The sequence below is a fragment of the Bacteroides sp. 2201st1_D9_2201SCRN_220225 genome (genome assembly GCF_040928965.1).
GTDB lineage: Bacteria > Bacteroidota > Bacteroidia > Bacteroidales > Bacteroidaceae > Bacteroides > Bacteroides stercoris.
In genome coordinates, this window is sequence record NZ_JBCODG010000027.1 from 35,867 (window position 1) to 62,845 (window position 26,979).

General features: G+C 49.6%; 18 protein-coding genes and 1 pseudogene. 16 read left to right on the forward strand and 3 right to left on the reverse strand.

Translation table 11 applies throughout. From position 1 onward, the window contains the following. Both AB5903_RS10965 and AB5903_RS10970 read right to left on the reverse strand, forming a co-directional pair. Window positions 1–935 (reverse strand): annotated as a pseudogene (locus AB5903_RS10965) (hypothetical protein); the annotation flags it as partial. 157 nt (window positions 936–1,092) lie between these two features. Continuing rightward, window positions 1,093–1,266, reverse strand: a complete 174-nt coding sequence (locus AB5903_RS10970; protein ID WP_153881320.1) for a hypothetical protein — start codon at window positions 1,264–1,266, stop codon at window positions 1,093–1,095. 110 nt (window positions 1,267–1,376) lie between these two features. Here AB5903_RS10970 and AB5903_RS10975 point away from each other — a divergent pair, with 110 nt between their 5' ends. The 16 genes from AB5903_RS10975 (at window position 1,377) to xyl3A (ending at window position 23,635) form a co-directional block, all read left to right on the forward strand. Beyond that, a complete protein-coding gene (locus AB5903_RS10975; protein ID WP_195658256.1) occupies window positions 1,377–2,018 on the forward strand; it encodes a DUF6563 family protein in 642 nt (213 codons plus the stop codon). A gap of 416 nt (window positions 2,019–2,434) precedes the next feature. Next, complete coding sequence (locus tag AB5903_RS10980; protein WP_040316098.1) at window positions 2,435–3,028, forward strand: hypothetical protein; 594 nt, start codon at window positions 2,435–2,437, stop codon at window positions 3,026–3,028. 259 nt (window positions 3,029–3,287) lie between these two features. After that, on the forward strand, window positions 3,288–5,267 hold the full coding sequence (locus tag AB5903_RS10985; RefSeq protein WP_016660782.1) for a urocanate hydratase: 1,980 nt from the start codon (window positions 3,288–3,290) through the stop codon (window positions 5,265–5,267). Window positions 5,268–5,555: 288 nt separating this feature from the next. Further along, window positions 5,556–6,452 (forward strand): glutamate formimidoyltransferase, encoded by an 897-nt coding sequence (gene ftcD / locus AB5903_RS10990; RefSeq protein ID WP_016660781.1) that lies wholly within the window; start codon window positions 5,556–5,558, stop codon window positions 6,450–6,452. A 56-nt stretch (window positions 6,453–6,508) separates the two neighbouring features. After that, a complete protein-coding gene (gene hutI / locus AB5903_RS10995) occupies window positions 6,509–7,762 on the forward strand; it encodes an imidazolonepropionase (RefSeq protein WP_005656444.1) in 1,254 nt (417 codons plus the stop codon). Between the two features lie 46 nt (window positions 7,763–7,808). Further along, on the forward strand, window positions 7,809–8,438 hold the full coding sequence (locus tag AB5903_RS11000; protein ID WP_016660780.1) for a cyclodeaminase/cyclohydrolase family protein: 630 nt from the start codon (window positions 7,809–7,811) through the stop codon (window positions 8,436–8,438). Beyond that, complete coding sequence (hutH, locus tag AB5903_RS11005; protein WP_005656440.1) at window positions 8,435–9,931, forward strand: histidine ammonia-lyase; 1,497 nt, start codon at window positions 8,435–8,437, stop codon at window positions 9,929–9,931. Before AB5903_RS11000 ends, hutH begins: the two co-directional genes overlap by 4 nt. 159 nt (window positions 9,932–10,090) lie before the next feature. Then, window positions 10,091–10,759, forward strand: coding sequence for a TetR/AcrR family transcriptional regulator (locus AB5903_RS11010; RefSeq protein ID WP_005656438.1), 669 nt, complete (start codon window positions 10,091–10,093; stop codon window positions 10,757–10,759). A gap of 18 nt (window positions 10,760–10,777) precedes the next feature. Further along, a complete protein-coding gene (locus tag AB5903_RS11015) occupies window positions 10,778–12,139 on the forward strand; it encodes a TolC family protein (protein WP_117917693.1) in 1,362 nt (453 codons plus the stop codon). Between the two features lie 15 nt (window positions 12,140–12,154). Continuing rightward, complete coding sequence (locus AB5903_RS11020) at window positions 12,155–13,177, forward strand: efflux RND transporter periplasmic adaptor subunit (RefSeq protein WP_272710130.1); 1,023 nt, start codon at window positions 12,155–12,157, stop codon at window positions 13,175–13,177. A 114-nt stretch (window positions 13,178–13,291) separates the two neighbouring features. Then, a complete protein-coding gene (locus tag AB5903_RS11025) occupies window positions 13,292–16,432 on the forward strand; it encodes an efflux RND transporter permease subunit (protein ID WP_016660778.1) in 3,141 nt (1,046 codons plus the stop codon). A gap of 24 nt (window positions 16,433–16,456) precedes the next feature. After that, window positions 16,457–16,750 carry a PG0541 family transporter-associated protein gene (locus AB5903_RS11030; protein WP_005656430.1) on the forward strand — a complete coding sequence of 98 codons (294 nt, stop codon included), beginning with the start codon at window positions 16,457–16,459 and terminating at the stop codon, window positions 16,748–16,750. Between the two features lie 116 nt (window positions 16,751–16,866). Next, entirely contained in the window at window positions 16,867–18,243 is a 1,377-nt protein-coding gene (locus tag AB5903_RS11035; RefSeq protein WP_034535809.1) for an SGNH/GDSL hydrolase family protein, read from the forward strand. Next, a complete protein-coding gene (locus tag AB5903_RS11040) occupies window positions 18,194–19,165 on the forward strand; it encodes an SGNH/GDSL hydrolase family protein (protein WP_181978224.1) in 972 nt (323 codons plus the stop codon). The genes AB5903_RS11035 and AB5903_RS11040 overlap by 50 nt, the downstream gene beginning before the upstream one ends. A 33-nt stretch (window positions 19,166–19,198) precedes the next feature. After that, entirely contained in the window at window positions 19,199–20,707 is a 1,509-nt protein-coding gene (locus AB5903_RS11045; protein ID WP_016660775.1) for an MBOAT family protein, read from the forward strand. Between the two features lie 339 nt (window positions 20,708–21,046). Continuing rightward, window positions 21,047–23,635, forward strand: coding sequence for a xylan 1,4-beta-xylosidase (xyl3A, locus tag AB5903_RS11050; RefSeq protein ID WP_368117842.1), 2,589 nt, complete (start codon window positions 21,047–21,049; stop codon window positions 23,633–23,635). 113 nt (window positions 23,636–23,748) lie between these two features. On the opposite strand, the gene AB5903_RS11055 is transcribed toward xyl3A, so the two are convergent. Continuing rightward, complete coding sequence (locus AB5903_RS11055) at window positions 23,749–26,142, reverse strand: glycoside hydrolase family 20 protein (RefSeq protein WP_016660773.1); 2,394 nt, start codon at window positions 26,140–26,142, stop codon at window positions 23,749–23,751. Window positions 26,143–26,979: the final 837 nt, after the last annotated feature.

The following is a 26,979-nucleotide window of genomic DNA, read 5'->3' on the forward strand; positions in this document are numbered from 1 at the left end:
GAGAGGGATGCTTTCCGCTGTTCGCCGCCGATTTCCTCTTTAATGCTTTTCAGCAGGCGGCATTGCATGGGGCGGGCCTCCATAAGCCTGAGCAGCCCGGCATACGTTCCGAGAATCTGCAGTTTCTTGCCGTACACGGCTTGTATCTTGGTAATCTTTCCGGTAAAGGCAAACCCGGCAACGACAAAGAGCGTCCAGATTACTCCCCACATACTTGCCGGCAGGTAACCGGCAACGACCAAAAGCAAACATACACCGTTGATACCCGTAACGGTTGCCGGCAGCACACGCAAGAGTCTGCTCTTGCGAAATATCCCGGGACTTGCCGCCCATGCTTTCAACTCGGTTTCATCGGCTGCCTTGCCTTTATGCAGCAGGCCGAGGATACGGAACCGCTGGCGGAATTTCAGTTCGGGAGCAAGTTCGCGTACGGCAGCCTGGCGCTCCAGTATATTCTCCTTCTTTGTAAGATGCTGCCCCAGCCAGTCGGCCAGCAAGCGTCTCCCCGGTTCGGTACAGGTACGGTTGATGTATTGGAACAGCGAATGCGTGCCGAATACGTCCAGGTCGTAAGCATACAGATGTGCAGGGTCTGCAAATTCCTCGCCGCCGTCGAAGCAGGATGTGTCATAGTCCAGCGCAGCCAGTTCCTGCCGGTTGACCTCTGCCTTCTTTTCCAGATAATCTTTGCAGTGGAACAGGCGGTTGTGGTATTTTATCAGGAGAATGAACGGCAGCAGGGTGACAAGTGCAATGCCCGTAAGCACTGCCCAACTTTCCGTCCGGAAATAGATAATCCCCGCAATTCCTGCCACGAACAGCAGCAGCCGCAGTGTGCTGATGCGATAAATCTGTTGCTGTACTTTATTCAATTCGCATCGGGCTTCATCCTCAATACGCCGGTAGACCGATTTTATATTTTCAATGCTTTCCATTTTGTTTCCATGCTTTAGAGAACGACAAAGATAACGAAATATATGTTTTTTCCCCTAAGGATATGCGAAATACCGGCTGGCGGTATTCGAAGTACCGCGGGTTGGTAGCTCTCCTACCACGGTTTGGTAGGAGAGCTACCGCTGCTTGGTACGGGAGCTACCAACGGTTGGTACGGCGTGTACCAGCAGGAGGTACATTGTTGGTACTTGCATCTTGCTTGTAATCAGCAGCGTATCTTGCTTGTTGCGGCAAGGTGGCTTCGGGCTTCCGTACCATAGGTTTCCGTTCGCGGCGATGGCGGCATGCAAGGCCGATGATAGGTATATGCAAATGATTTTGTGGGAAATATGATGTTTTTTCTCTTCTATATTTGCTGAATATCAATAAAAAATGTACCTTTCGCCTGAGTATGCAAAGTTTCAAAAAGAAAGGATAGCGATATGAAAAGAGGTTGGGTGTTAGGGCTATTGGCATTATTGGTCTTGCCATGTTCGGCACAGCAGATAATGTATTCCAATTTGAAAGAGTTGGTGGAAGGGCGTGGAGATACGGTCACCATACTGAAAGTGGAGAAGCGTTCCAAGAATCAGATTTATCTGATGGGGGGAGCGGATTACCGTATAGAAGCGAAGGACAATTCCGGTCTTTGCAGATATTTGAAGTCTCGCTGTTATGCGGTGCGGATGGATACGTCGCTATATGTAAATTGTAAGAAAATGCGTTATAAACGCTACCGCTTTGGCGGCTGGTATGCACCTGCCATGTGGGTGAAAGGCAGGATTTATTTCTGTGCGCAACCTGTGGGGCAGGCTGCCGCAAGTACGGCAACTCCGCCCGATGCAACCAAGCTGGGCGGTGAAGTGGGAGATGCCATCAATGCCTCGGGGCTGGTCTTTGCGCGCGTGTATTATGAGTTGAATCCGGAAACGGGACGCTCGGAGTTTGTGGGCAGGGAGAAGATGCTGGAACTGCTGGCGGATTATCCGGAGCTGAAAGAGGCTTTTGAAAAAGAAACGAGCGAATCGGCAGAGGTTGTCGGAAAATACCTGCGTCAGTTGGCGGGTAAGCCGGGTGTTGAATAGAGTAGGGCAAATGTGGAGTAGCTATCGGTTGGGTGGATTTGCATAAAGAGTGTCTGCTTGTGTTGCGGATAATTATTTTATTTATATATTTGCGGTTATTATATTTATTATAAATGTAAAAAAGAATGCCTATGGTATAAAGACAAATTAGGAAATAGACATATATAAGAGAGCGTTAGCTTTTATTCCTGTACTTCAGAATCTGGAAAATTCAAATACACTGAGAATATAAAGTTGTAACGCCCGCGTCTCTCTACGACGTGGGCTTAACTTTATTCAGTGTATAGGTATTCCAGAACCTTGAAGTACAATAAAGTTTGGTTCCACGTCGCTTTTGTATCCCTGTCTCAAAAGAGATTGAAAAACACATTGTTATACTTTGGAACCGGGTATATCTTAAATAAACATTTATAGATATGAAAATGAGATTATTTTGGTTACCCTGTTTGATGTTCTTGTTCGGGACGTTTTGTGCAAGTTGCGGAAGCGATGATAATGAACCTACTGATGAGCCGGGAGCTGGGGGAACGGAAGTGAAAGGGGACTATACGGCAACAACGGCAGTGAAGACGGCGGTGTTGAAATACAACTTAAAATGGAGCAGTGCCGAAATACCTGTTTACTATGAAGATTTTAATCGAAAGTATGGACTGTATCTCTCGCGTGGGTGTCTTGGTGTACTTTCTTTTATACGTCAAAGTGGGGTATGGAATAGTACGTTTTCTTCTTATAATGCCTTTGAGGTGCAATCCTATAATGGTTTATATGTAATGATAGAAGATGTAGGGAAAGTAAATAGCTTACCGGAAGTAATAAAAAAGTTGATTCTACCAGATGACAATAGATATTATGTCAAAGATTTTCCGGTGGCTCAGCCTAATCATGGTTATGCTGTAGCTTTCAAGACAGAGAATGATGAAGTGAAGTATCTTCGTATTCTGATTACAGATTATACTTTGGATCATAACGGCACTGTAGCTGCCCTCACCGTTCAATATCAACTTTATTAAAATGGTCTGTTTGTATTTCTCTGAGCTATATTAAGTTACTTTTCTTATTATGCAAAAAAAGTGGATTCATTGCCTTTGTTTATTTTTGAATAGCAGATGAGTGGACCAGACAGTATTTCAAGTAATACGATAAGGAGTCTCTATTGACTAAATGATAAAATTCCCGGTATTCTATTGCGAATATCGGGAATTATTTTTATATTGCGGCAGATACGAGCCAGTGTATTCTGACAATTTGTAACTATTCACCTTATATACTATGGAGATAACTTTAAGCAAAACACTGCCCCCTTATCCCACCTTCGTAGAAGGTATCCGGCGGGCGCCCGACCGCGGCTACACTCTTGACGCGGCACAAACCGCTACGGCATTGAAGAATGCCCTGCGCTACATCCCTACAGAACTGCACGAAACACTCGCTCCGGAGTTTATGGAAGAACTCCGTACGCGCGGACGCATTTACGGCTACCGCTACCGTCCGCAAGGCGACCTCAAGGCAAAGCCCATCGACGAATACAAAGGACGCTGCATCGAGGGCAAGGCCTTTCAGGTGATGATAGACAATAATCTTTGTTTCGACATAGCCCTTTACCCTTACGAACTTGTCACTTACGGCGAGACGGGGCAGGTGTGCCAGAACTGGATGCAGTATCGCCTGATAAAACAATACCTCGAAGTCCTTACCGATGACCAGACGCTCGTTATCGAAAGCGGGCATCCGCTGGGACTCTTCAAGTCGAAACCCGAAGCGCCGCGCGTCATTATTACGAATGCAATGATGGTAGGGCTGTATGATAATCAGCAGGACTGGCATACAGCCATGCAGATGGGTGTAGCCAATTACGGTCAGATGACTGCCGGCGGGTGGATGTATATCGGGCCGCAGGGCATTGTGCACGGCACTTTCAACACCCTTTTGAATGCCGGACGGCTGAAGCTCGGCATCCCTCAGGACGGTGACCTGCGCGGACGGCTTTTCGTCTCTTCCGGCCTGGGCGGTATGAGCGGCGCCCAGCCCAAAGCTGCCGAGATGTCCGGTGCGGCGGCTGTCATAGCCGAAGTGGATGCCTCGCGTATCGAAACCCGCCACCGTCAAGGCTGGGTGGGACACGTAACGGATTCGCTGCCGCAAGCCTTTGCGCTGGCTAAAGAGGCCATGGACAGTCACACTCCGATTTCCATCGCCTATCACGGCAATGTGGTAGACCTTTTGGAATATGCCGTAAAGGAACAGATACATATAGACCTGCTTTCCGACCAGACATCCTGCCATGCGGCATACGACGGCGGCTACTGCCCCGTGGGACTGACTTTCGAGGAGCGTACCCGGATGCTGCATGAGAATCCTGCCGAATTCCGCCGTAAGGTGGATGCCACGTTGAAGCGCCACTTCCTTGCCATAAAAGAGCTTGTCGGCCGGGGCACGTACTTCTTCGATTACGGCAACTCTTTCATGAAAGCCGTTTATGATGCCGGCGTTCCCGAAATAGCGCGCAACGGCAGCGACAAGAACGGTTTCATCTTCCCCAGCTACGTGGAAGACATTATGGGGCCGGAACTCTTCGATTACGGCTACGGGCCTTTCCGTTGGGTATGTCTTAGCGGCAAGCATGAGGACCTGGTAAAGACCGACCGTGCCGCCATGGAGTGCATCGACCCTACCCGCCGCGGACAGGATTTGGATAATTATAACTGGATACGCGATGCCGAGAAGAACAACCTGGTGGTAGGCACGCAGGCGCGCATCCTTTATCAGGATGCCGAGGGACGCATGAAGATTGCCTTGCGCTTCAACGAAATGGTGCGCCGCGGCGAAGTAGGTCCCATTATGCTGGGACGCGACCATCACGATGTCAGCGGTACGGACTCTCCTTTCCGCGAGACATCCAACATCAAGGACGGCAGCAACGTAATGGCGGACATGGCGGTGCAATGCTTTGCCGGTAACTGCGCGCGGGGCATGAGCCTTGTGGCGTTGCACAACGGCGGCGGAGTAGGTATCGGCAAGGCCGTTAACGGCGGCTTCGGCATGGTGTGCGACGGTTCCGAACGGGTGGACGAAATCTTGCGCTCTGCCATGCTTTGGGATGTGATGGGCGGTGTGGCACGCCGTTCGTGGGCACGAAATGCACATGCCATGGAGACCAGCGAAGAGTTTAACCGCACCCATGCGGAAGGCTATCACATCACGATGCCTTACGTGGCGGATGAAGAACTGATTGATAAATATATAAAATAATAGTAACAGGCTTATTTATAGAGGAGATAAGGACATAAGAGTATTCTTTTTTCAGACAGAAGAACCAAAGAACATAAAGGATATTCAGAATATAAGAGAACCAAAGAACAAATGCGCAAAAATATATAAGGTTAAGAGGATAAACTCAACTGTGATGTCCGGCAGGTATCCGCCTGCATAGTTTATGTCCTTTGGTTCTTCTGTCTGAAAAAATAATAGGTCTGTCCGGAGATAATATCAAAGAAAAATACCGTCTCCTCTGTAGTAAGCTCCAAAAACATAACCGTTATGAACCGAATCGTAGAATGTGTCCCCAATTTCAGCGAGGGACGTGACTTGCAGAAAATAGACCGTATTGTAGCCCCTTTCCGTGGCAAACAAGGTGTGAAGTTGCTGGATTACAGTAACGATGAAGACCACAACCGGCTGGTGGTTACCGTAGTGGGCGAGCCCGAACCGCTCCGCGATGCCGTGCTCGAAGCCATCGGCGTGGCCGTACAGCTCATCGATCTGAACAAACACCAGGGGCAGCATCCCCGTATGGGCGCTGTGGACGTTGTTCCTTTTATCCCAATCAAGAATGTGACCATGGAAGAGACCATTGCGCTCTCTAAGGAAGTGGGTGCGGAAGTGGCAAAACGTTATAACCTGCCTGTATTCCTCTACGAGAAATCCGCTTCGGCACCTCACCGCGAGAACCTTGCGGCTGTCCGTAAAGGAGAGTTCGAGGGCATGGTGGAGAAGATAAAGCTTCCCGAATGGCAACCCGATTTCGGTCCCGCCGAACGTCATCCTACCGCAGGTACGGTGGCAGTGGGAGCACGCATGCCGTTGGTAGCCTATAACATCAACCTCAATACGCCGAGTCTGGAGATTGCGCACGACATTGCCAAAAAGATACGTTTCATCGGCGGCGGACTGCGCTACTGTAAGGCTATGGGCGTGGAACTGAAAGACCGGGGGATTACCCAGGTATCCATCAACATGACCGACTATACCCGCACGGCGCTTTACCGTGCCTTCGAACTGGTACGCATCGAAGCGCGCCGCTACGGTGTTAGCATCGTGGGCAGTGAGATTATAGGCCTCGTACCTATGGAAGCGCTGATTGATACGGCTTCCTATTACCTCGGACTGGAGAACTTCTCGATGCAGCAGGTGCTGGAAGCCCGGATAATGGAATGAGTGCAGGAATACGCAGACTGCGCGAGTAACTGGAAGAAAATGAAACAGAAACAGCTATGACAGAAAATCTGATAATCTTCAATGCCCGTGTCGTAACTCCCGTCGGCTTTTCCGCCCGCCGCGGCAGGGAAATGGAAGAACTTTGCATCATCGATGACGCTACGGTGGAAGTTACCGGAGGCGTCATCACTTACGTAGGCCCTAACCGTGGCGAGGAGCGCGACGGCTATTATCAGCGCTACTGGCATTACAACGCCCGCGGCAAGTGCCTTTTGCCCGGCTTTGTCGATTCGCATACGCACTTCGTGTTTGGCGGGGAACGTGCCGAGGAATTCTCCTGGCGGTTGAAAGGCGAGAGCTATATGTCCATTATGGAGCGTGGTGGCGGCATTGTCAGTACGGTGAAAGCTACGCGTGAGTGCAACTTTATCCAACTGCGCGCCAAGGCAGAGGGCTTCTTGAAGCAAATGAGCACTATGGGAGTTACCACCGTCGAGGGCAAGAGCGGCTACGGCCTGGACAAGGAAACCGAGTTGCTGCAACTCCGCGTGATGCGCAGTCTGAACAATGACGAGCACAAGCGTGTGGACATCGTTCCAACGTTTCTGGGCGCGCACGCAGTGCCTCAGGAATACAATGGACGCACGGACGATTACGTGGATTTCATTATCCGTGAAGTCATGCCCGCCGTTGTTCAAAACCGGCTGGCAGAGTTTTGCGATGTCTTTTGCGAGCAAGGCGTGTTCTCTATCGGACAGTCCCGCCGCTTGCTGACCGCCGCCCGTGAAATGGGACTGGCACTGAAACTCCACGCCGATGAAATCGTACCGCTGGGCGGTGCGGGGCTGGCTGCGGAACTCTCCGCCGTCTCCGCCGACCACTTGCTGCATGCTTCCGATGCCGACATCCGTGCCATGGCGGATAAAGGCGTGGTTGCCACATTGCTCCCTCTTACCGCCTTTGCCCTGAAAGAGCCGTATGCCCGCGGGCGCGAGATGATTGATGCGGGCTGTGCCGTAGCATTGGCCACCGACCTCAACCCCGGCAGTTGTTTCTCCGGTTCTATCCCGCTGACCTTTGCGCTGGCATGTATCTATATGAAGATGAGTATCGAAGAAGCCATAACCGCCCTCACACTGAATGGAGCCGCCGCTTTGAACCGGGCCGACAGCATCGGCAGTATCGAGGTGGGAAAGAAAGGAGACTTTGTGGTGCTGAACACGGACAATTACCATTTCCTGCCCTATTACGTGGGGATGAACTGTGTACACACCACGGTGAAGGAAGGCGTGCTTTATCCGGTGCTTTGAAACAGAAAACTAATACTTTATACTTTATATTTAATACTTAAATCCCATGTTAGTCGATTTAACAGTCAAAGAGTTTTTGAATAAAGTGGCGGGCAGCGATCCCGTCCCCGGCGGCGGAAGCATCGCCGCATTGAATGGAGCCGTCGCTTCGGCTTTGGCGGCAATGGTTGCCAACCTCACTATCGGCAAGAAAGGCTATGAGGAGCATGAAGAACTGATGAAACATATCTCCGAAGTGGCTTTGCAAGTGAAAGATACCTTCATCGGCGACATAGACCGCGACTCCGAGGCCTACGACAGCGTATTTGCCTGCTTCAAGATGCCGAAGGCCACCGATGAGGAAAAGGCCGCCCGCAGCGCAGCCATTCAGGAAGCTACGAAGTTTGCCGCACTTGTGCCTATGCAGGTGGCGCGCAATGCCTTCGAACTGATGACCGTCATTATGGACGTAGCCCGCCTGGGCAACTGCAATGCCGTAACCGATGCCTGCGTGGCAATGATGTCGGCCCGCTCTGCCGTGTTGGGAGCCTTGATGAATGTGCGCATTAACCTCGGTTCGCTGAAGGATAAGGAGTTCGTTGCCAAACTGCAAGCCGAAGCCGATGAACTGGAACGCCTTGCCTGCGCCAAAGAAAAAGAATTGTTGGACGAAATCAATGAGGAGCTCAAAGTATGAAGAATGTCTATTATGTCGGTTCGGGCGAGCTGACTTTCGAACTTATCGAACGCATCATTAACGAGAACCTGAAACTTGAGCTGGCTCCCGAAGCTAAGGAACGCATACAGAAATGTCGCGACTATCTGGATAAGAAAACCGTTGAATCGGCAGAGCCTTTGTATGGAATAACTACCGGGTTCGGCTCGTTGTGTAGTAAGAATATATCGCAAGACGAAGTGGGCATCTTGCAGGAGAACCTTATCAAGAGCCATGCTTGCAGCGTGGGCGAGGAGATACGTCCGGTCATCATCAAGCTGATGATGCTGCTCAAGGCACATGCGCTTTCTTTGGGGCATAGCGGTGTGCAGGTGATTACCGTACAGCGCATCCTCGACTTTTTCAATAACGATGTGATGCCTATCGTCTACGACCGCGGTTCGCTCGGAGCATCGGGCGACCTTGCGCCGCTTGCCAATCTTTTCCTGCCGCTTATCGGTGTGGGCGATGTATATTATAAAGGTAAGAAGCGCGAGGCAATCAGCGTACTCGACGAGTTCGGCTGGGAGCCCGTCAAGCTGATGAGCAAGGAAGGACTTGCTTTGTTGAACGGTACGCAGTTTATGAGCGCCAACGGTGTCTTTGCCATCCTCAAAGCCTTCCGCCTCTCCAAGAAAGCCGATTTGATAGCAGCCCTTTCGTTGGAAGCCTTTGACGGCCGTATCGACCCCTTCATGGATTGTATCCAGCAAATCCGTCCCCACAAAGGACAAATCGAGACAGGCGAGAACGTTCGCAAGCTGTTGGAAGGCAGCGAACTCATTGCCCGTCCCGGCAAGCATGTGCAGGACCCGTACTCTTTCCGCTGTGTTCCGCAGGTGCACGGCGCCACGAAGGATGCCATCAGGTATGTGTCTTCGGTACTGCTGACCGAAATCAATTCCGTAACGGACAATCCTACTATCTTCCCCGATGAAGACCGCATCATTTCGGGTGGAAACTTCCACGGGCAGCCGTTGGCTATTTCGTACGACTTTCTGGGCATCGCCCTTGCCGAGTTGGGTAATATCTCCGAACGCCGCATTGCCCAGCTCATCATGGGGTTGCGCGGACTGCCGGAGTTCCTGGTTGCCAATCCCGGTCTGAATTCGGGCTTCATGATTCCCCAATATGCCGCCGCTTCCATGGTGAGCCAGAACAAGATGTACTGTTATGCCGCCAGCAGCGATTCCATCGTATCCAGCAACGGACAGGAAGACCATGTGAGTATGGGCGCCAATGCCGCAACAAAACTGTTCCGCATCATGGACAATCTGGAACATATCCTTGCCATTGAATTGATGAATGCCGCGCAAGGTATCGACTTCCGCCGTCCGCAAAAGACTTCGCCCATTCTGGAACGTTTCCTGTGCGAATACCGCAAGGAAGTTCCCTTTGTGAAGGACGATATTGTAATGTACAAGGAAATCCATAAGACAGTGGCATTCCTCAGCCGCACCAAATTTGATTATTAGGATATTTCTCCTTGTATATCTGTTATATCCCTAATTTTTATTAACCATTTGAGAAAAGAAAGAAAACTTAATTGCTTAATTAAGTTTTCTTTCTATATTTGCTTGTTTTTATTTTGAAAAATGGATAAAAAGAGTTTTTGAATTTTAAAAGAAAGAGAAATGAGCGAATATACCAAGCATCTTGTCCCCCGTCCGGAACTGAGAGAGCGAATAATTGATACTGCGGTGGAAGCTTTTTCTGCGCACGGTATCAAGAGTATTACAATGGATGATATTGCCACTTCACTGGGCATTTCCAAACGTACCCTTTATGAAGTCTTTTCGGATAAGGAAACTTTGTTGGAAGAGTGCATACTGAAAGGTCAGAAGGAAGGGGATGAATTTTTGAAGAATGTACTTGCCACATCCGGAAATGTATTGGAAGTCCTGCTGAAATGCTATCAGCGCAGCATCGAACAGTTCCATGCCACCAATAAGAAATTCTTTGAAGACATCAAGAAGTATCCCAAAGCCTATGCGCTGATGACGAACCGTCATAACCAGGATTCGGAAGAAACGGTAAACTTCTTTAAGGAAGGTGTGAAGCAGGGCATTTTCCGTGATGATGTAAACTTTGCCATTATCAATCTGTTGGTAAGGGAGCAGATAGACGTGTTGATGAATACGGACATCTGCAAAGAGTATTCCTTCCTTGAAGTCTATGAGTCTATAATGTTCACTTTTCTGCGCGGAATCTCTACGGAACAGGGGGCGCACGAACTGGAAGCGTTTATCCGGGAATACCGTAAAAAGGTTGTGCCTGCAGACAATGACACGGAAACCAAATAGAATAACAATTAATAGTTTATGAAGATGCAGAGATTTTTTGAGGGTAAAAAATGGCTGTTGCTTATTGCCATAGTCTTGGCAGGCAGCCATGCACGGGCGCAAGGGACGAGGGATACCCTGATCTTGAACCTTGACAAAGCCTTGGAGATTGCTTTGAGCGACAATCCCACCATTAAAGTGGCGGAAGAGGAGATTGCCCTCAAGAAAGTGAGTCGTAAGGAAACTTGGCAGAACTTGTTGCCCGAGGCAAGTATTACGGGAAGTATGAGCCATACCATCACGGCTCCGCAGTTCAGTATCGGCGACCAAATCGTGAAAATGGGGCAGGACAAGGCGAATACCGCTGCGGGAACATTGAATATCAGTTTACCATTGTTTGCCCCTTCCGTCTATCGTGCCATGTCGATGACGAAGACGGATATAGAGCTGGCAGTGGAGAAGTCGCGGGCTTCCAAACTGGATTTGGTGAACCAGGTGACCAAAGCCTACTATCAGCTGATGCTGTCGCAGGACTCATACGAAGTTTTGCAGAAAAGCTATGAACTGGCGGAAGAGAACTATAATATTGTCAATGCCAAATATCAGCAGGGAGCGGTAAGCGAATTCGATAAAATCACCGCCGAAGTGCAGATGCGTAGCGTGAAGCCGAGTGTCATTTCCGCCGGAAATGCCGTTACGCTTTCCAAACTGCAACTTAAGGTGCTGATGGGCGTTACCGCCGATGTGGAGATTAAGATTGACGACAGTTTGGCGGCCTATGAAAGCATCGTGTTTGCCAATCAGTTGGAGAATGACGCTCACGAAGGTTTGGTGAACAATACTACCATGAAGCAATTGGAGTTAAATCGTCTGATGCTTCAGAAGAATATCAAGTCCTTGCGCACCAACTTTATGCCGACGATAGGATTGGGGTATTCTTATCAGTACCAGTCCATGAACAACGACAGTTGGAACATCTTCGATTACCATTACAGCGGCAGCTCTTCGCTGGTATTCAATCTGACTATTCCTTTATATAAGGCAAGCAACTTTACGAAACTGAAATCCAACCGCATCCAGATGCGCCAGTTGGACCAGAACCGTATCGATACGGAACGTAAGCTGAACATGCAGATTACAAGCTACCAGGATAATATGGCAGCCAGCTCGGAGCAGGTATCCAGTAACAAGGAGAATGTGATGCAGGCCGAAAAGGCGGTGCAGATTGCCGGCAAGCGTTATGAAGTGGGCAAGGGTACGGTACTCGAACTGAATACTTCGCAGGTTCAGCTCACCGAGGCGGAGCTTACTTACAACCAATCCATATATGACTACCTGGTAGCTAAGGCCGACCTTGACCAGGTATTGGGAAGAGACTATATCATCAGTAATCAGAAATAAAACAAGAACAACGATATGAAGAAACGTTTTCAATTGATTGCCCTGCTTGCAGTAGCACTGTTGGGCGCTTGCAGCGGTGGAAAAGACAAAGTTGCCGTTGAGCAGGTGGACGAAAAGCCGAGAGTGAAGCTGGCGGATGTAAAAGCACGTCCGGTAGAACAGATTCATGAGTACACAGCTACCGTAGAAGCAGAGGTAAAGAACAACATAGCTCCTTCCTCTCCGGTACGCATCGACAGGATATTGGTGGAAGTGGGCGACCGCGTGTCCAAAGGTCAGAAGCTGGTCAGCATGGATGAGGCGAACCTGAAACAGACAAAGTTCCAGTTGGACAATCAGGAGATTGAGTTCAAGCGTATGGACGAACTGTATAAAGTGGGCGGTGCATCCAAATCGGAGTGGGATGCAACCAAGATGGCGCTGGACATAAAAGAAACGGCCTACCGCAATCTGCTGGAGAATACCGCGTTGCTCAGCCCGATAAACGGGGTTGTAACTGCCCGAAACTATGACAGCGGCGATATGTACAGCGGCGGCGAACCCGTGCTGGTGGTGGAGCAGATTATGCCGGTGAAACTGCTTATCAATGTTTCCGAAACTTACTTCACCCAAGTGAAGAAAGGCGCTCCGGTAGCCGTGAAGCTGGATGTTTACGGAGACGAACTCTTTGAAGGCTATATCAGTCTGGTGTATCCTACAGTAGACCCGAACACCCGTACTTTTCCGGTAGAGATTAAACTCGCCAATAAAGACCGGAGGGTACGTCCCGGAATGTTTGCCCGCGCCACGCTTAACTTCGGAACCAAAAACAATGTGGTTGTACCCGATTTGGCCATCGTGAAGCAATCCGGTTCCGGCGACCGTTATGTATATGTGTACAAGGACGGTAAGGTTACCTATAATAAGGTAGAGCTCGGACGTCGCATGGGGGCCGAATACGAGCTGATTTCCGGTGTGCCCGACAACTCCCGGGTGGTTATAGCCGGACAAACCAAACTGGTGAACGGAATGGAAGTAGAAATAGCGGTTAGCGATTAGTGATTAGTGATTAGTGGTTTGCCGGTAAATAAGTTGCTAATCTCTAAACACTAAACACCAAACGTTAATCACTAATCCCTAATCATTAAACGCTAATCCCTAATCCCTAATAATATGAGTTTATATGAAGGTGCGGTTAAGAAACCGATTATGACTTCGCTCTGCTTCCTGGCAGTGGTGATATTTGGTCTGTTCTCGTTGTCCAAGTTGCCTATTGATTTGTATCCGGACATTGATACGAATACGATTATGGTGATGACAGCCTATCCGGGAGCAAGTGCTTCGGATATCGAGAACAACGTGACCCGTCCGTTGGAGAATGTTTTGAACTCAGTCAGCGATTTGAAGCACATCACTTCCCGTTCTTCGGAGAATATGTCGCTGATTACGCTGGAGTTTGAGTTCGGTAATGATATTGACGTACTGACAAACGATGTGCGCGACAAGTTGGATATGGTTAGTTCCGAACTGCCCGATGATGTGGAGAATCCTATCATCTTCAAGTTCAGTACGGATATGATTCCTATCGTGCTGTTGTCCGTACAGGCAAATGAAAGCCAGTCGGCGCTTTACAAGATACTGGACGACCGTGTGGTAAACCCTCTGGCGCGTATTCCCGGTGTGGGTACGGTGTCTATCAGCGGTGCGCCGCAGCGTGAAATCCAGGTGTACTGCGACCCCTATAAGCTGGAGGCGTACAACTTGAGTATCGAAACAATCAGTTCCATTATCGGTGCGGAGAACAAGAACATACCGGGCGGTAATTTCGACATCGGCAATGAGACTTATTCCTTGCGTGTGGAGGGTGAGTTTGACGACTCCCGTGAACTGGCGGATGTGGTGGTGGGCACCTATAACGGTGCTACCGTTTACCTGCGCGACGTAGCCCGGATTGTGGATACCGTGGAGGAACGTGCGCAGGAAACCTATAACAACGGTGTGCAGGGTGCGATGATTGTGGTTCAGAAACAGTCGGGCGCCAATTCGGTGGAGATTTCCAGGAAAGTACAGGAGGCGTTGCCCCGTCTGCAGAAGAACCTGCCGAGCGATGTGAAGTTGGGCGTCATTGTGGATACGTCCGAAAACATCCTGAACACTATCGACAGTTTGACGGAGACGGTGATGTACGCCCTGCTGTTCGTCGTGATTGTGGTATTCCTGTTCCTGGGACGCTGGCGGGCTACATTGATTATCTGTATTACGATTCCGCTTTCTCTGATTGCTTCGTTCATATACCTGGCAATATCGGGGAATACGATTAATATCATTTCGCTTTCGTCACTCTCCATAGCCATCGGTATGGTGGTGGACGACGCCATTGTGGTGTTGGAGAATGTCACGACACACATCGAGCGCGGTTCCGACCCGAAGCAGGCAGCAGTTCACGGAACGAACGAGGTGGCTATTTCCGTAGTGGCTTCTACGCTGACGATGATTGCCGTATTCTTCCCGCTGACCATGGTAACCGGTATGTCCGGCGTGCTGTTCAAGCAGTTGGGCTGGATGATGTGCGCCATTATGTTTGTATCCACCGTTTCGGCTTTGACGCTGACGCCGATGCTCTGTTCGCAACTGCTCCGCTTGCAGCGTAAACAGTCCAAGATGTTCCGGATATTCTTCGGGCCGATAGAGCACACATTGGACGGTTTGGACAACTGGTATGCACGTATGCTCAACTGGGCGGTGCGTCATCGTATGGTCGTGCTTGTCGGTTGTGTGATATTCTTTATTCTGAGCCTGTTCTGTGCAAAGACCATTGGTACGGAGTTCTTCCCGGCGCAGGACAATGCCCGTATTGCCGTACAGTTGGAGTTGCCTATCGGTACGCGTAAAGAAGTGGCGCAGGAGGTTTCGCAGAAACTTACCAATCAGTGGCTGCAGAAGTATAAGGGCGTCATGAAGATATGCAACTATACCGTAGGGCAGGCCGATTCGGATAATACCTGGGCTTCCATGCAGGACAACGGTTCGCATATCATTTCCTTCAATATCAGTTTGGTAGATCCGGCAGACCGTGATGTTACGCTGGAGACAGTCTGCGAGGAAATGCGCGAAGACCTGAAGGCTTATCCCGAATTCAGTAAGGCACAGGTTATTTTCGGCGGTAGTAATACGGGTATGTCGGCCCAGGCATCCGCCGATTTCGAGGTATATGGCTACAGTATGGAGGAAACCGACAGCGTTGCCGCCCGCCTGAAGCGCGAACTGCTGAACGTAAAAGGCGTGTCCGAAGTCAACATCAGCCGCAGCGATTACCAGCCCGAATACCAGGTGGACTTCGACCGTGAGAAGCTGGCGCTTCACGGACTGAACCTCTCTACTGCCGCCACCTATCTGCGCAACCGTATCAATGGCGCTACGGCTTCCAAGTATCGTGAAGACGGCGATGAGTATGATATCAAGGTGCGCTACGCCCCCGAATACCGTACCAGTCTTGAAAGTATCGAGAACATATTGGTATACAATGCCAAAGGCGAGGGCGTCCGTATCAAGGATTTGGGAAAGGTGGTGGAACGTTTTGCTCCGCCTACTATCGAGCGTAAGGACCGTGAACGTATCGTAACGGTGTCTGCCGTCATCTCCGGCGCTCCGTTGGGTGACGTAGTGGCTGCGGGCAATGCCATTATCGATAGAATGGAGAAACCGTCCGACATAACCATTCAGGTGGCGGGTTCCTTTGAAGACCAGCAGGATTCGTTCCGTGATTTGGGAACACTCGGCGTATTGATTATCATCCTCGTGTTTATCGTAATGGCAGCCCAGTTCGAGTCGCTTACCTATCCGTTTATTCTGATTCTCTCCGTGCCGTTTGCCATGAGCGGTGTGCTGATGGCGCTGTTCATAACCAATACGACGCTGAGTGTGATGAGTCTGCTGGGCAGTATCATGTTGATCGGTATCGTGGTGAAGAACGGTATCGTACTCATCGACTACACCATTCTCTGCCGCGAACGCGGGCAGTCGGTGCTGAATGCCGTGGTTACGGCAGGCAAGAGCCGTCTCCGTCCGGTGTTGATGACGACCATGACTACCATTCTCGGTATGATTCCGATGGCCATCAGCAGCGGTCAGGGTTCTGAGATGTGGAGTCCTATGGCGATTGCCGTAATCGGCGGTCTGGCGGTTTCCACCATTCTGACTTTGATTTACGTTCCTACGATGTATTGTATCTTCGGTGGTGTCGGCATCAAACGCCAACGTCGCAAGATGCGCAAGCAATTGGATGCTTACTTTGAGGAACAGGCTAATAATTAATAGTTGACATTTAATAATTGAATAATGAAATCAGTATTAATCACATTCGATCAGGCATATTACGAGCGTATCATTGCTACACTCGACCGGCTCAATTGCCGGGGCTTCACTTATTGGGAGCAGGTTCGCGGACGCGGTTCCAAGACCGGTGAGCCTCATTACGGCAGTCACGCCTGGCCTTCCATGTGCTCCGCCATTCTTACAATGGTAGAGGACGAGCGGGTAGAGCCCCTGCTGGAGGTCCTTCACAACATGGACAAGCAGACCGAGCAATTGGGGCTCCGGGCATTTGTCTGGAACATAGAGCGGACTGTTTAAAGTTTCTGCCATACAAACAGCAGTCAAGACTGTGTTAAAATGAACCTGACGATTTCTTTTTAGGAAGGACGATATTTATTTTCATCCGATTCTTTATCTTTGCGTCCGGATTAGTTATGGAAAAGAGCGTTTTAAAACATACAGGTTGGCTGATGCTTATTGTGCTGGCGGTACTTCTGCTGCTGAACTTGCTGCCGGGGGGCACGATAGGGGGCCATTTGTTGAGGCGGGTAGACATACTTGGCGATGTGCGTCCCGTGCCGGAAGTCGTGAGCGAACCGGACAGTCTGTTGCCGCCCCCCCCGAAAGTGAAGCCCGCCTTTGTGGATACCTGTCGCAGCGGCATGACCTGCATTGAGGATTACAGCGACTCCACCCTGCGCGGCATGACACCTTTCTATCGCGCGCTGGATGAGCTGGCGGCAAAGCCCCGTCCGGTGCGTATCGCCTATTTCGGAGATTCTTTCATTGAGGCGGATATCCTGACGGCCGACCTGCGTGCGATGTTGCAGGAACGTTATGGCGGCTGCGGGGTAGGCTTCGTGACGATTACTTCTCCGGTCAACGGCTATCGGCCTACGGTGCGGCACAGCTTTGGCGGCTGGCAGAGCCATTCCGTTACGGACTCCGTATTCTTCGACCGTGGCAAACAAGGTGTTTCGGGCCATTATTTTATTCCGACTCCCGGAGCGTACGTAGAGCTTGGCGGACAGAGGAAGTATGCTTCCCGGCTCGATACTTGCGAACGTGCTTCTATCTTCTTTTATAATAAAGGCGAAGCCCGCCTTTCGGCATCCGTAAACAAGGGCGAACCGCAGACCGGGGCATTCCCGCCTGCCGACGGACTTCGTGAAATGGATGTAACGGGACGTATCGGCTCTGTACGTTGGAAAGTGGAGAGCGCCGATTCTACCTTATTCTACGGAGTGGCTATGGACGGCACGCAAGGGATTGCCGTCGATAATTTTTCGCTTCGGGGCAGTTCTGGTCTGTCTTTGCGTTCCATACCTGTCCGGACTATGCGCGAATTTAACGAACTGCGTCCGTACGATTTGATAGTCCTTCAGTACGGACTGAACGTAGCTACGGAACGCGGGCGTAATTACGACCGCTATCGCGACGGTATGCTGACGACCATTGCCCATTTGAAGCAAGCCTTCCCCCAAGCCGGAATTCTCATTGTCGGTGTGGGCGACCGCGAGTATAAAACCGAAGAGGGCAGCCTGCGGACCATGCCCGGCATTAAAAACCTTATCCGTTACCAGCAGAATCTGGCGGCCGACAGCGGGGTGGCTTTCTGGAATATGTTCGAAGCCATGGGCGGTGAAGGCAGTATGGCGGATATGGTGCATGCCAAACCTTCTTTAGCCAATTACGATTATACGCATATCAACTTCCGTGGCGGCAAGCATCTGGCGGAACTGCTTTATGAGGCTCTGGTTTATGGCAAAGAACAATACGACAGGAGGCGTGCCTATGAAGCGGAGCCATAAAAGGAGCCGGTACTTGGCCGATTTACGGTTTGCCGTTTGCTGCGCGGTATTGGCGTTGCTCTTCCTGCCGGTGCAACGGAACTATGCCCAAGATGTGCTTCCGGGTTGTCCCCGGCTTCAGAAAACGGCATTTGATTGCGACACGCTTAGAATCTACGGACAGCGTACGGATACGTTGCCCATTCCTCTCATCACCCTGCCCGCAGCCTTTCGGCAACTGGGTGGGAACGAGCTGATAGACAGCATCGGCATCCTGAAGCCCTTTTGGGAGAAACTGCGCATGCTCCGCCTGGGCATCGCTGTCGATACGGTACGCATCGTGCATGTGGGCGACAGCCATATCCGTGGCCATATCTTTCCCGAAACCACGGGCGGGTTGCTTCAAAGAACATTCGGAGCACTGTCTTATACGGACATGGGGATAAACGGTGCGTTTTGTACAACCTTTACCCGTCCGGACCGTGTGGCGGATATCGCTGCGTTGCATCCCGACCTTGTCATTCTCTCTTTCGGAACGAACGAGAGCCACAACCGGCGTTATAACTCCATACTGCATTACCGGCAGATGGAAGAACTGGTGTGCATGCTTCGCAAGAGTCTGCCCGATGTTCCGATGCTGATGACTACTCCGCCCGGTTCATACGATAGTTTCCGTCAGCGCCGTCGCCGGCGTACCTATAAGATTAATCCCCGTACTGCTGTTGCCGTACAGACCATCCGCCGTTTTGCCGATGCCAACGGACTGGCGGTGTGGGATATGTACGAGACTTTCGGCGGTGTCCGCCGGGCTTGTCTCAACTGGCAGGAAGCGCGTCTGATGCGTCCCGACCATGTGCACTATCTTCCGGAAGGATATGCATTGCAGGGCGAGATGTTCTATCGCGCTCTGCTGAAAGCGTATAATGACTATTGCAGTCAGTGAATGTAGTTAACTCATTTAGCCGTAAACCGACCGATGTGGAATATTAGCGAACTTTTGAACAAACTGAATATAGACCCTACCCGCCTGCACGACCTGCTGGTGTACAATCCGCATGCACCGATGATATTCAGCAGCGGCATTTTCCTGTGGCTGTTTGCAGCCTTTATCCTGTTCTACCTGCTTTTGCAGCGCCGCACCACCGCCCGCCTGATGTTCGTCACCCTGTTTTCTTACTATTTCTATTATAAAAGCAGCGGTGCTTATTTCTTTCTGCTGGCTATCGTTACGGTGAGCGATTTCTTCATAGCCCGCCTTATGGCGCGTGCCACCGTGCAGTGGCAACGCAAAATGTGGGTTGCAGCCAGTCTGGCGATAAACCTGGGACTGCTGTGCTATTTTAAATATACGAACTTTCTCTGCGATTTCTTTGCTTCGCTCACGGGCGGCACGTTTACCGCAATGGACATCTTCCTGCCTGTGGGTATATCTTTCTTTACGTTTCAGTCGCTGAGCTATACAATCGATGTGTACCGCAAGGAGATAACGCCTCTCACCAACTTGTTGGACTACGCATTCTATGTATCATTCTTCCCGCAGTTGGTGGCGGGTCCCATTGTGCGTGCACGCGACTTTATTCCGCAAATCCGCCGTCCGTTGTTTGTTTCCAGAGAGATGTTCGGCAGGGGGATTTTCCTTATTGTGAGCGGACTGTTCAAGAAGGCGGTTATCTCGGACTATATCAGTATCAACTTTGTGGAGCGCATCTTCGATAATCCTACCTTGTATTCGGGTGTGGAAAACCTTATGGGTGTTTACGGCTATGCACTGCAAATCTATTGCGACTTCTCCGGATATAGCGATATGGCTATCGGCATTGCCTTGTTATTAGGCTTTCACTTCAACATAAACTTCGACTCGCCTTATAAGTCGGCATCCATTACGGAGTTCTGGCGTCGTTGGCATATCTCGCTTTCCAGTTGGCTGCGCGATTATCTCTATATATCCCTGGGCGGCAACCGTAAGGGCAAGATACGCCAGTATGCCAACCTTATCATTACCATGTTCCTGGGCGGTTTGTGGCATGGGGCTTCCTGGAATTTTGTGTTTTGGGGCATGTTGCATGGCGTTGCTTTGGCTGTCCATAAGTTCTGGATGGGCGTTACCGGACGGAAGAAGGGCGAACGCAGTCGTGGCATCCGCCGCTTCTTCGGCATCGTCATTACGTTCCACTTCGTCTGCTTCTGCTGGATATTCTTCCGCAATGCCGATTTCTCCGCTTCGCTGGATATGTTGAGGCAGATATTCACGACTTTCCGTCCCGGGCTTTTCCCGCAACTGATAGTGGGCTATTGGGAAGTGTTTGCCTTGATGGCGCTCGGCTTTTTCCTGCATTTCGTGCCTGACAGTTGGGAGCACGCTTGCAGCAAGGCGGTCGTTCGCCTTCCGTTGATAGGGAAGGCGTTGCTGCTGGTTGCCATAGTCTATCTGGTTATTCAGATGAAGAGTTCGGAGATACAACCGTTCATTTACTTCCAGTTCTAAGGGTGGTACTGCCGGTACCGGCTGCTGGTATTCCCTGTACCGCTCTTTGGTAGCTCATGTACCAAAGGGTGGTAGGTCTCGTACCTTAGTAAGGTACTGCTTGTACCACACTGTGGTACGGCGTGTACCACGGCGTGAAATATCTTGGTACACGTATCCCTTTCATTATTAGCATGCTGCCGGTATTATTCTTTCCTACCGGATTAATATGTGTAAATAGTATATGTCATGATACATACAGTAAACTTTATGAAACATTTGGCACAATGGTATATCGGGTAACCCTGTATCTTTGTACGGTAAATAAATCTGATTACTATCATTAAAACAGCAACAACCATGAAACGGAAACTTATCTGTTGGTTGCCTCTTCTATTGCTGATAGGGTGCAGCCAACCTACGTACAGAACAACCTCTTTGACTCCGGATAAGCGGGCGGAACTTTTATTGAAAGAACTTACTTTGGAAGAAAAAGTAGCATTGATGATGGACACTTCCCAACCGGTGGAGCGCTTGGGTATCAAACCCTATAACTGGTGGAACGAGGCGCTGCACGGTGTGGCACGCGCCGGATTGGCTACGGTTTTTCCGCAACCGATAGGTATGGCAGCCTCTTTCTCGCCGCAAACAGTATATGAAGTATTCAATGCCGTATCGGATGAGGCGCGTGCAAAAAATACATATTACGCATCGCAGGGCAGTTACGAGCGTTATCAGGGACTTACCATGTGGACGCCTACGGTGAATATTTACCGTGATCCGCGTTGGGGACGGGGTATTGAGACCTACGGTGAAGACCCTTATCTCACCAGTCGCATGGGTGTCATGGTAGTGAAAGGTCTGCAAGGAACCAATGACGGGAGATACGATAAGTTGCATGCTTGTGCCAAACACTTTGCCGTACATTCCGGTCCGGAATGGAACCGTCATTCTTTCAACGTGGAGAACTTTAGCACACGTGATTTGTATGAAACCTATCTGCCGCCTTTTGAGGCATTAGTGAAGGAAGCCGGTGTAAAGGAGGTGATGTGTGCCTATAACAGTTTCGAGGGAGAGCCTTGTTGCGGCAGCAACCGTTTGCTGATGCAAATTCTCCGTAACGATTGGGGGTTCGATGGTATTGTCCTTTCCGATTGTGGTGCTATTGCCGATTTTTATAATGAATACGGGCATAAGGCATATTCCGATGCAGAGTCTGCTTCGGCAGCCGCAGTGCTGAACGGAACGGATCTGGAGTGTGGCTCCAGTTATAAGGCATTGGTAAAGGCAGCTCAAGAAGGCAAGATTGATGAGAAAGACATAGACAAGGCTGTGCTCCGCCTGCTGGAAGCCCGTTTTGCTTTGGGAGAAATGGACGCTCCGGAAGATGTGTCTTGGACGAAGATTCCTTTCTCCGTAGTGGCTTCGGCTGCACACGACTCATTGGCGTTGGATATGGCCCGCAAGTCCATGACATTACTGCAAAACAAGGACAATATCCTTCCCTTGAAACGTGGCGGTCTGACTGTAGCTGTCATGGGACCTAATGCTAATGACTCCGTAATGCAATGGGGCAATTATAACGGTATGCCGTCACATACAGTCACCATTCTGGATGGAATACGGAACGCGTTGGGAGCGGACGATAAGCTGATTTATGAACAGGGTTGCAGTTGGGTGGAAAGAACACTGATTCAAAGTGTGTTCAACCAGTGTAAGTCGGCAGACGGACAGGGGTTTACAGCACGTTATTGGAACAATGTAAAGCATGAGGGCACCCCGGTGACTACTACACAAGTAACCACCCCTTTCCGCTTCTGTACCTCGGGAGCTACGGTTTTTGCACCGGGCGTAAACCTGACAGACTTCTCGGCAACTTACAACAGCGTGCTCACCCCTCTACAATCGGGCGAAGTGGTATTCGAAATTTATACATACGGTTCCGGTTGCCTGCGTATCAATGGCGAAGAAGTAAAGCGTTTCCGCAATACGCATGGTGGCAGGTCACTGGACTATACGCTACAGGTAAAAGCGGGTGTTCCTTACGACATCGAGCTTGACTTTGAGTATTTCAGAAGCGATGCGCAACTGAATTTCGATATCGGCTTCAAGCAAAAGGTAAATATTGATGCATCTGTAGCTTGTGTGAAAGATGCCGATGTTGTAGTTTTTGCCGGTGGTATATCTCCTCTTTTGGAAGGAGAGGAGATGGGAGTGAACCTTCCCGGTTTCAAGGGCGGAGACCGTACGGACATTGAATTGCCGGCTGTTCAGCGTGAATTGATTCACGCATTGCATCGTGCCGGAAAGAAGATAATTTTGGTGAATTGTTCCGGTTCACCCATCGCTTTGGAGCCTGAAACAAAGAATTGTGAAGCTATCCTACAGGCTTGGTATCCGGGACAGGCGGGCGGCACTGCCGTGGCAGATGTATTGTTCGGTGACTATAATCCGGGTGGACGCTTGCCTGTAACTTTTTATCGCAATATGTCTCAGCTTCCCGACTTTGAGGACTATAATATGACAGGACGTACCTATCGTTATATGACTCAGCAACCATTGTTCCCGTTTGGTTACGGCTTGAGCTACACTACCTTTGAATATGGCAACTTATCCTTGGCCAAGGAACAGATTAAGGTGGGAGAGCCTTTGAAGTTGACCGTTAACGTTACGAATAACGGTCAGCGTGACGGTGAAGAGGTGGTGCAGGTTTACCTCAAGAAGCAAGATGACGCAGAAGGACCGGGCAAGACTTTGCGTGCTTTTAAACGTGTCCGCATTCCTGCCGGAAAGAGTGTTGAGGTAGCGTTCGATTTGAACGGCAAGGAATTGGAATGGTGGGATGCTCAAAGTAATACGATGCGGGTTTGTGCAGGCAGGTACGATGTGATGGTGGGGAAAAGCTCGCAGGATCGGGATTTGCAACGTGGGAGTTTCGTGATTGAATAAATGTTTTAGATGCACTTTCGCAGAAAATATCATCCTGTCGTTCTTGGATATTAGATTCCTCCGAATGACAGGATGATAGTTGTTGTATATGTTACCGTTTTTGATAAGTTGCCTTATTCCACTTCAATCTCATCGATAAATAGGAAAGGTGTTCCTCCTTCTCCCGGATGTCCTTTGGGCAGGGCAGGGGTACGCTTGATTAATACTTTAACATAGCGTGCTTTCACCGGTTCGAAAGTAACTTCATAGTTTGCCACAGCTTTTTTACGGCTGTCCATTTCAACGGGAAACTCTTTGGCTGCCACCTCACGGAAGCTTTTGTTATCGTCAGACACTGATACTGTCAGGCCTGTACATCCTGCAACCCAGGCGCCCATGTCTATTACGGCATGGGTAGAGACATGCTTTATCTCCGGTAATTCGGCAACTGTCTTGCCTGCGGCATTGCCGTTTGACGCACCGAGGTCGATAACAGCCGTTACGTCTCCATCCAAAAAGCCAATCCACTCGCCGGTTGCATAATTGTCAATTCCGCTCATTCCGTCTACTAAAGCGGTAGCACCTTTAAAGGCGTATTTCGGAGTGGGCTGTGTACCTGTCAGCTCAATCGGGCAGAAAGTGGCTTTGTTGATGTAGAAGTTTTTTTCTGTTACCTTGCTTTTTCCTTCAGGGCGGATAGCAACAGCACGCAAGTCGGCGGACTGGCGGATAACGATGCCGGTTCCGTTATACTGTTCGGAGGCTGTAGTGGGCTCAGTACCGTCTAAGGTGTAGTAAATGGGAGCATTGTCAATGGTGCGAAGCGTGGCTACTATAGCTCCGCTACCGCTTCCGTCCTCTTCTTGGGTAGTGGTATATTCCGCTTGGATATCGAATATGTGTTTGGCATAATTCATGCTATCCCGTTGGTAGAACTTGATGAGGCGCGGCAGGCGTTGGGTGAAGTCCGCGTAATCTTTCTTTTCAGGCTGTGTCCATTGCACTTCGGCAAGGGCAGCCATGCGTGGGAGTATCATATACTCTGCATGTTCGGTAGTGGCGATATACTCTGTCCATAAGTTGGCTTGTGCACCGAGGATATGTTTGGCCTGTTCTTCGGTAAGCGCAGCGGTAGGGTCGAGACTGTATACTTTCTCTACCGGTACGTATCCGCCTATGCCGAGAGGTTCGTCTTTACTGTCCGCAGTTTGGAGATAGTCAAAATAGCAGTAAAGATTGGGTGTCATAATTACGTCATGTCCCATTTGTGCAGCCTTGATGCCGCCGGATGTGCCACGCCAGGACATAACGGTGGCATTGGGCGCCACGTCGCCTTCCAGTATTTCGTCCCAACCGATAATCTGCCTTCCTTTGCTGTTGAGGAACTTTTCGATGCGTGTCATGCAATAGCTTTGCAGACGGTCCTCGGCTGTATGTTGTTTGTCTGTTTTCAAGCCTTCCGCTTTGATGCGTGCCTGACATTTGGGGCACTTGGCCCAGCGGGTACGGGGAGCTTCGTCTCCACCGATGTGTACAAACTTAGAAGGGAATATCTCAGTGATTTCTGCCATTACATCTTCAAGAAACTGCATGCTCTGTTCGTTGCCGATGCACAATACATCTTCAAAGATACCCCAGTCGGGAGATACTTTGTACGGTCCTCCGGTGCATCCCATATCAGGATAGGCGGCCAAAGCGGCAAGCATGTGTCCCGGCAGGTCTACTTCGGGAATTACGGTGATGTAACGTTCTTGTGCATACTTCACGATCTCTTTGGCTTGTTCCTGCGTGTAGAAGCCGCCATACGGAATGTTGTCATATTTTCCGCTTCTTGCCTTGCCGACAACGGTGCAGTTGCGTTTTGAACCGACTTCCGTCAGCTTCGGATATTTCTTTATTTCGATGCGCCATCCCTGGTCATCTGTCAGATGCCAATGAAAAGTATTCATATTGTGTAGCGCCAGTAAGTCGATATATTCTTTTATGAACTCCAGCGGGAAGAAATGTCGGCATACATCAAGATGCATACCGCGATATGTAAAGCGGGGTTCGTCTTTGATACTGCCTGCCGGTAGCAGAATATCAGCTCCCTGAGCCTCGGCAGGGATTGATTTCCGTAATGTCTGGCAACCGTAGAACACGCCGTTCTCTGTCTGCCCGTTGATTTGAATACCTTCTGAAGTTGTCGTCAGCACATAACCTTCTTTATTGGCTATATCCGCATCTAAACCTAAATTGATTGCATGCTTTGCCGTTTCTCCGTCCTTTAAGCCTTTTACAGGAGGAGTATACCCTGTGGCTTGCCGGATATATCCGGATAAGAATTCAGCGTTGCGTTTCAGCAAGAGGTTGCCTTCTGGATAGGTAATGGAAACATTTTTGTTTAATAGAAACGGCTTTTCTTGTGTCAGAACAACCTCTTGGGGGAGAGGTATTACTTGGTAATCGGCTTTTTTTTCTGTTTGGCACGAAGAACACGCCAAAGCTACAACACCTGCAAGGAGTACGTGGTTAAGTTTCGTAAGCATAGATTTGATTGGTTTTTAATAAGTTTCTCGCAAATATACGAAAAAAAATTATGTACAGAGGAGCGCTGCATATTTCTTTATCATATTCCATAAAAAAAGGCTATCTCTCCCAGACAGCCAATCTTTTTGTTAACCTTAAATCTAATACTATGAAAAACACATTGCAAAGTTATTCTATTCCTGGTATTATCCAATATTTTTTCTGGAAATCTGTTGTTTGGTAACACGGTTTATGAGACAGTTGCTTCTGTTAACATTTAATACAACGTGCATCTTCCTTTAACAGGTTTGTTGGGTTGTGGCTTGCTTCGTGTTTTCCAGGCTGTCAGCCGCCTTTCTCCTTTTTTCTGTGTCTGTTCTTTTACTGTGTCGTTGTTTTTTTGTATCCTTTCCTCTGCCGTTTTTCTTTCTGTATTTCTTTTCGTTGCATGTTTCTGTATTGTTTCCTTCCTGTGTCATTTCTCCCGTTAGCCTTTATCTTGTGTCCGACACCCGGGTGTCGTGCATACCGAGACCCGGATGTCGAACATGCCGAGACCCGGATGTCGAACATGTCAAGACCCGGGTGTCATGCAATGCCCTTCCGTATCTCCGTGTTTTCTTTCCCCCTTCCGCTGTTTCCTTTTCGCGCGCATGCGCATATATTATAATGTGTCCCTTTTGCCAGGCTTTCCATCCTCCTTAAAAAATATGTTCTTCAACACATTTGTCAATCAGCGTTTTATAAAAATGTTCAAGAGAAACGCGAAAAAATCTCCTTATATATTTGGTGTGTATGTTATAAAGTCCTACTTTTGCACCCGCTTTCGAGAACGGGAGCAGCGATGTTTTGACATT

What these genes read in the sequence shown, in the direction of transcription:
- AB5903_RS10975 (WP_195658256.1), top strand. Translation starts at nt 1,377, where the DNA reads ATGAAAAGAGGTTGGGTGTTAGGGCTATTGGCATTATTGGTCTTGCCA.
- AB5903_RS10980 (WP_040316098.1), top strand. Translation starts at nt 2,435, where the DNA reads ATGAAAATGAGATTATTTTGGTTACCCTGTTTGATGTTCTTGTTCGGG.
- AB5903_RS10985 (WP_016660782.1), top strand. Translation starts at nt 3,288, where the DNA reads ATGGAGATAACTTTAAGCAAAACACTGCCCCCTTATCCCACCTTCGTA.
- ftcD (WP_016660781.1), top strand. Translation starts at nt 5,556, where the DNA reads ATGAACCGAATCGTAGAATGTGTCCCCAATTTCAGCGAGGGACGTGAC.
- hutI (WP_005656444.1), top strand. Translation starts at nt 6,509, where the DNA reads ATGACAGAAAATCTGATAATCTTCAATGCCCGTGTCGTAACTCCCGTC.
- AB5903_RS11000 (WP_016660780.1), top strand. Translation starts at nt 7,809, where the DNA reads ATGTTAGTCGATTTAACAGTCAAAGAGTTTTTGAATAAAGTGGCGGGC.
- hutH (WP_005656440.1), top strand. Translation starts at nt 8,435, where the DNA reads ATGAAGAATGTCTATTATGTCGGTTCGGGCGAGCTGACTTTCGAACTT.
- AB5903_RS11010 (WP_005656438.1), top strand. Translation starts at nt 10,091, where the DNA reads ATGAGCGAATATACCAAGCATCTTGTCCCCCGTCCGGAACTGAGAGAG.
- AB5903_RS11015 (WP_117917693.1), top strand. Translation starts at nt 10,778, where the DNA reads ATGAAGATGCAGAGATTTTTTGAGGGTAAAAAATGGCTGTTGCTTATT.
- AB5903_RS11020 (WP_272710130.1), top strand. Translation starts at nt 12,155, where the DNA reads ATGAAGAAACGTTTTCAATTGATTGCCCTGCTTGCAGTAGCACTGTTG.
- AB5903_RS11025 (WP_016660778.1), top strand. Translation starts at nt 13,292, where the DNA reads ATGAGTTTATATGAAGGTGCGGTTAAGAAACCGATTATGACTTCGCTC.
- AB5903_RS11030 (WP_005656430.1), top strand. Translation starts at nt 16,457, where the DNA reads ATGAAATCAGTATTAATCACATTCGATCAGGCATATTACGAGCGTATC.
- AB5903_RS11035 (WP_034535809.1), top strand. Translation starts at nt 16,867, where the DNA reads ATGGAAAAGAGCGTTTTAAAACATACAGGTTGGCTGATGCTTATTGTG.
- AB5903_RS11040 (WP_181978224.1), top strand. Translation starts at nt 18,194, where the DNA reads ATGGCAAAGAACAATACGACAGGAGGCGTGCCTATGAAGCGGAGCCAT.
- AB5903_RS11045 (WP_016660775.1), top strand. Translation starts at nt 19,199, where the DNA reads ATGTGGAATATTAGCGAACTTTTGAACAAACTGAATATAGACCCTACC.
- xyl3A (WP_368117842.1), top strand. Translation starts at nt 21,047, where the DNA reads ATGAAACGGAAACTTATCTGTTGGTTGCCTCTTCTATTGCTGATAGGG.
- AB5903_RS11055 (WP_016660773.1), bottom strand. Translation starts at nt 26,142, where the DNA reads ATGCTTACGAAACTTAACCACGTACTCCTTGCAGGTGTTGTAGCTTTG.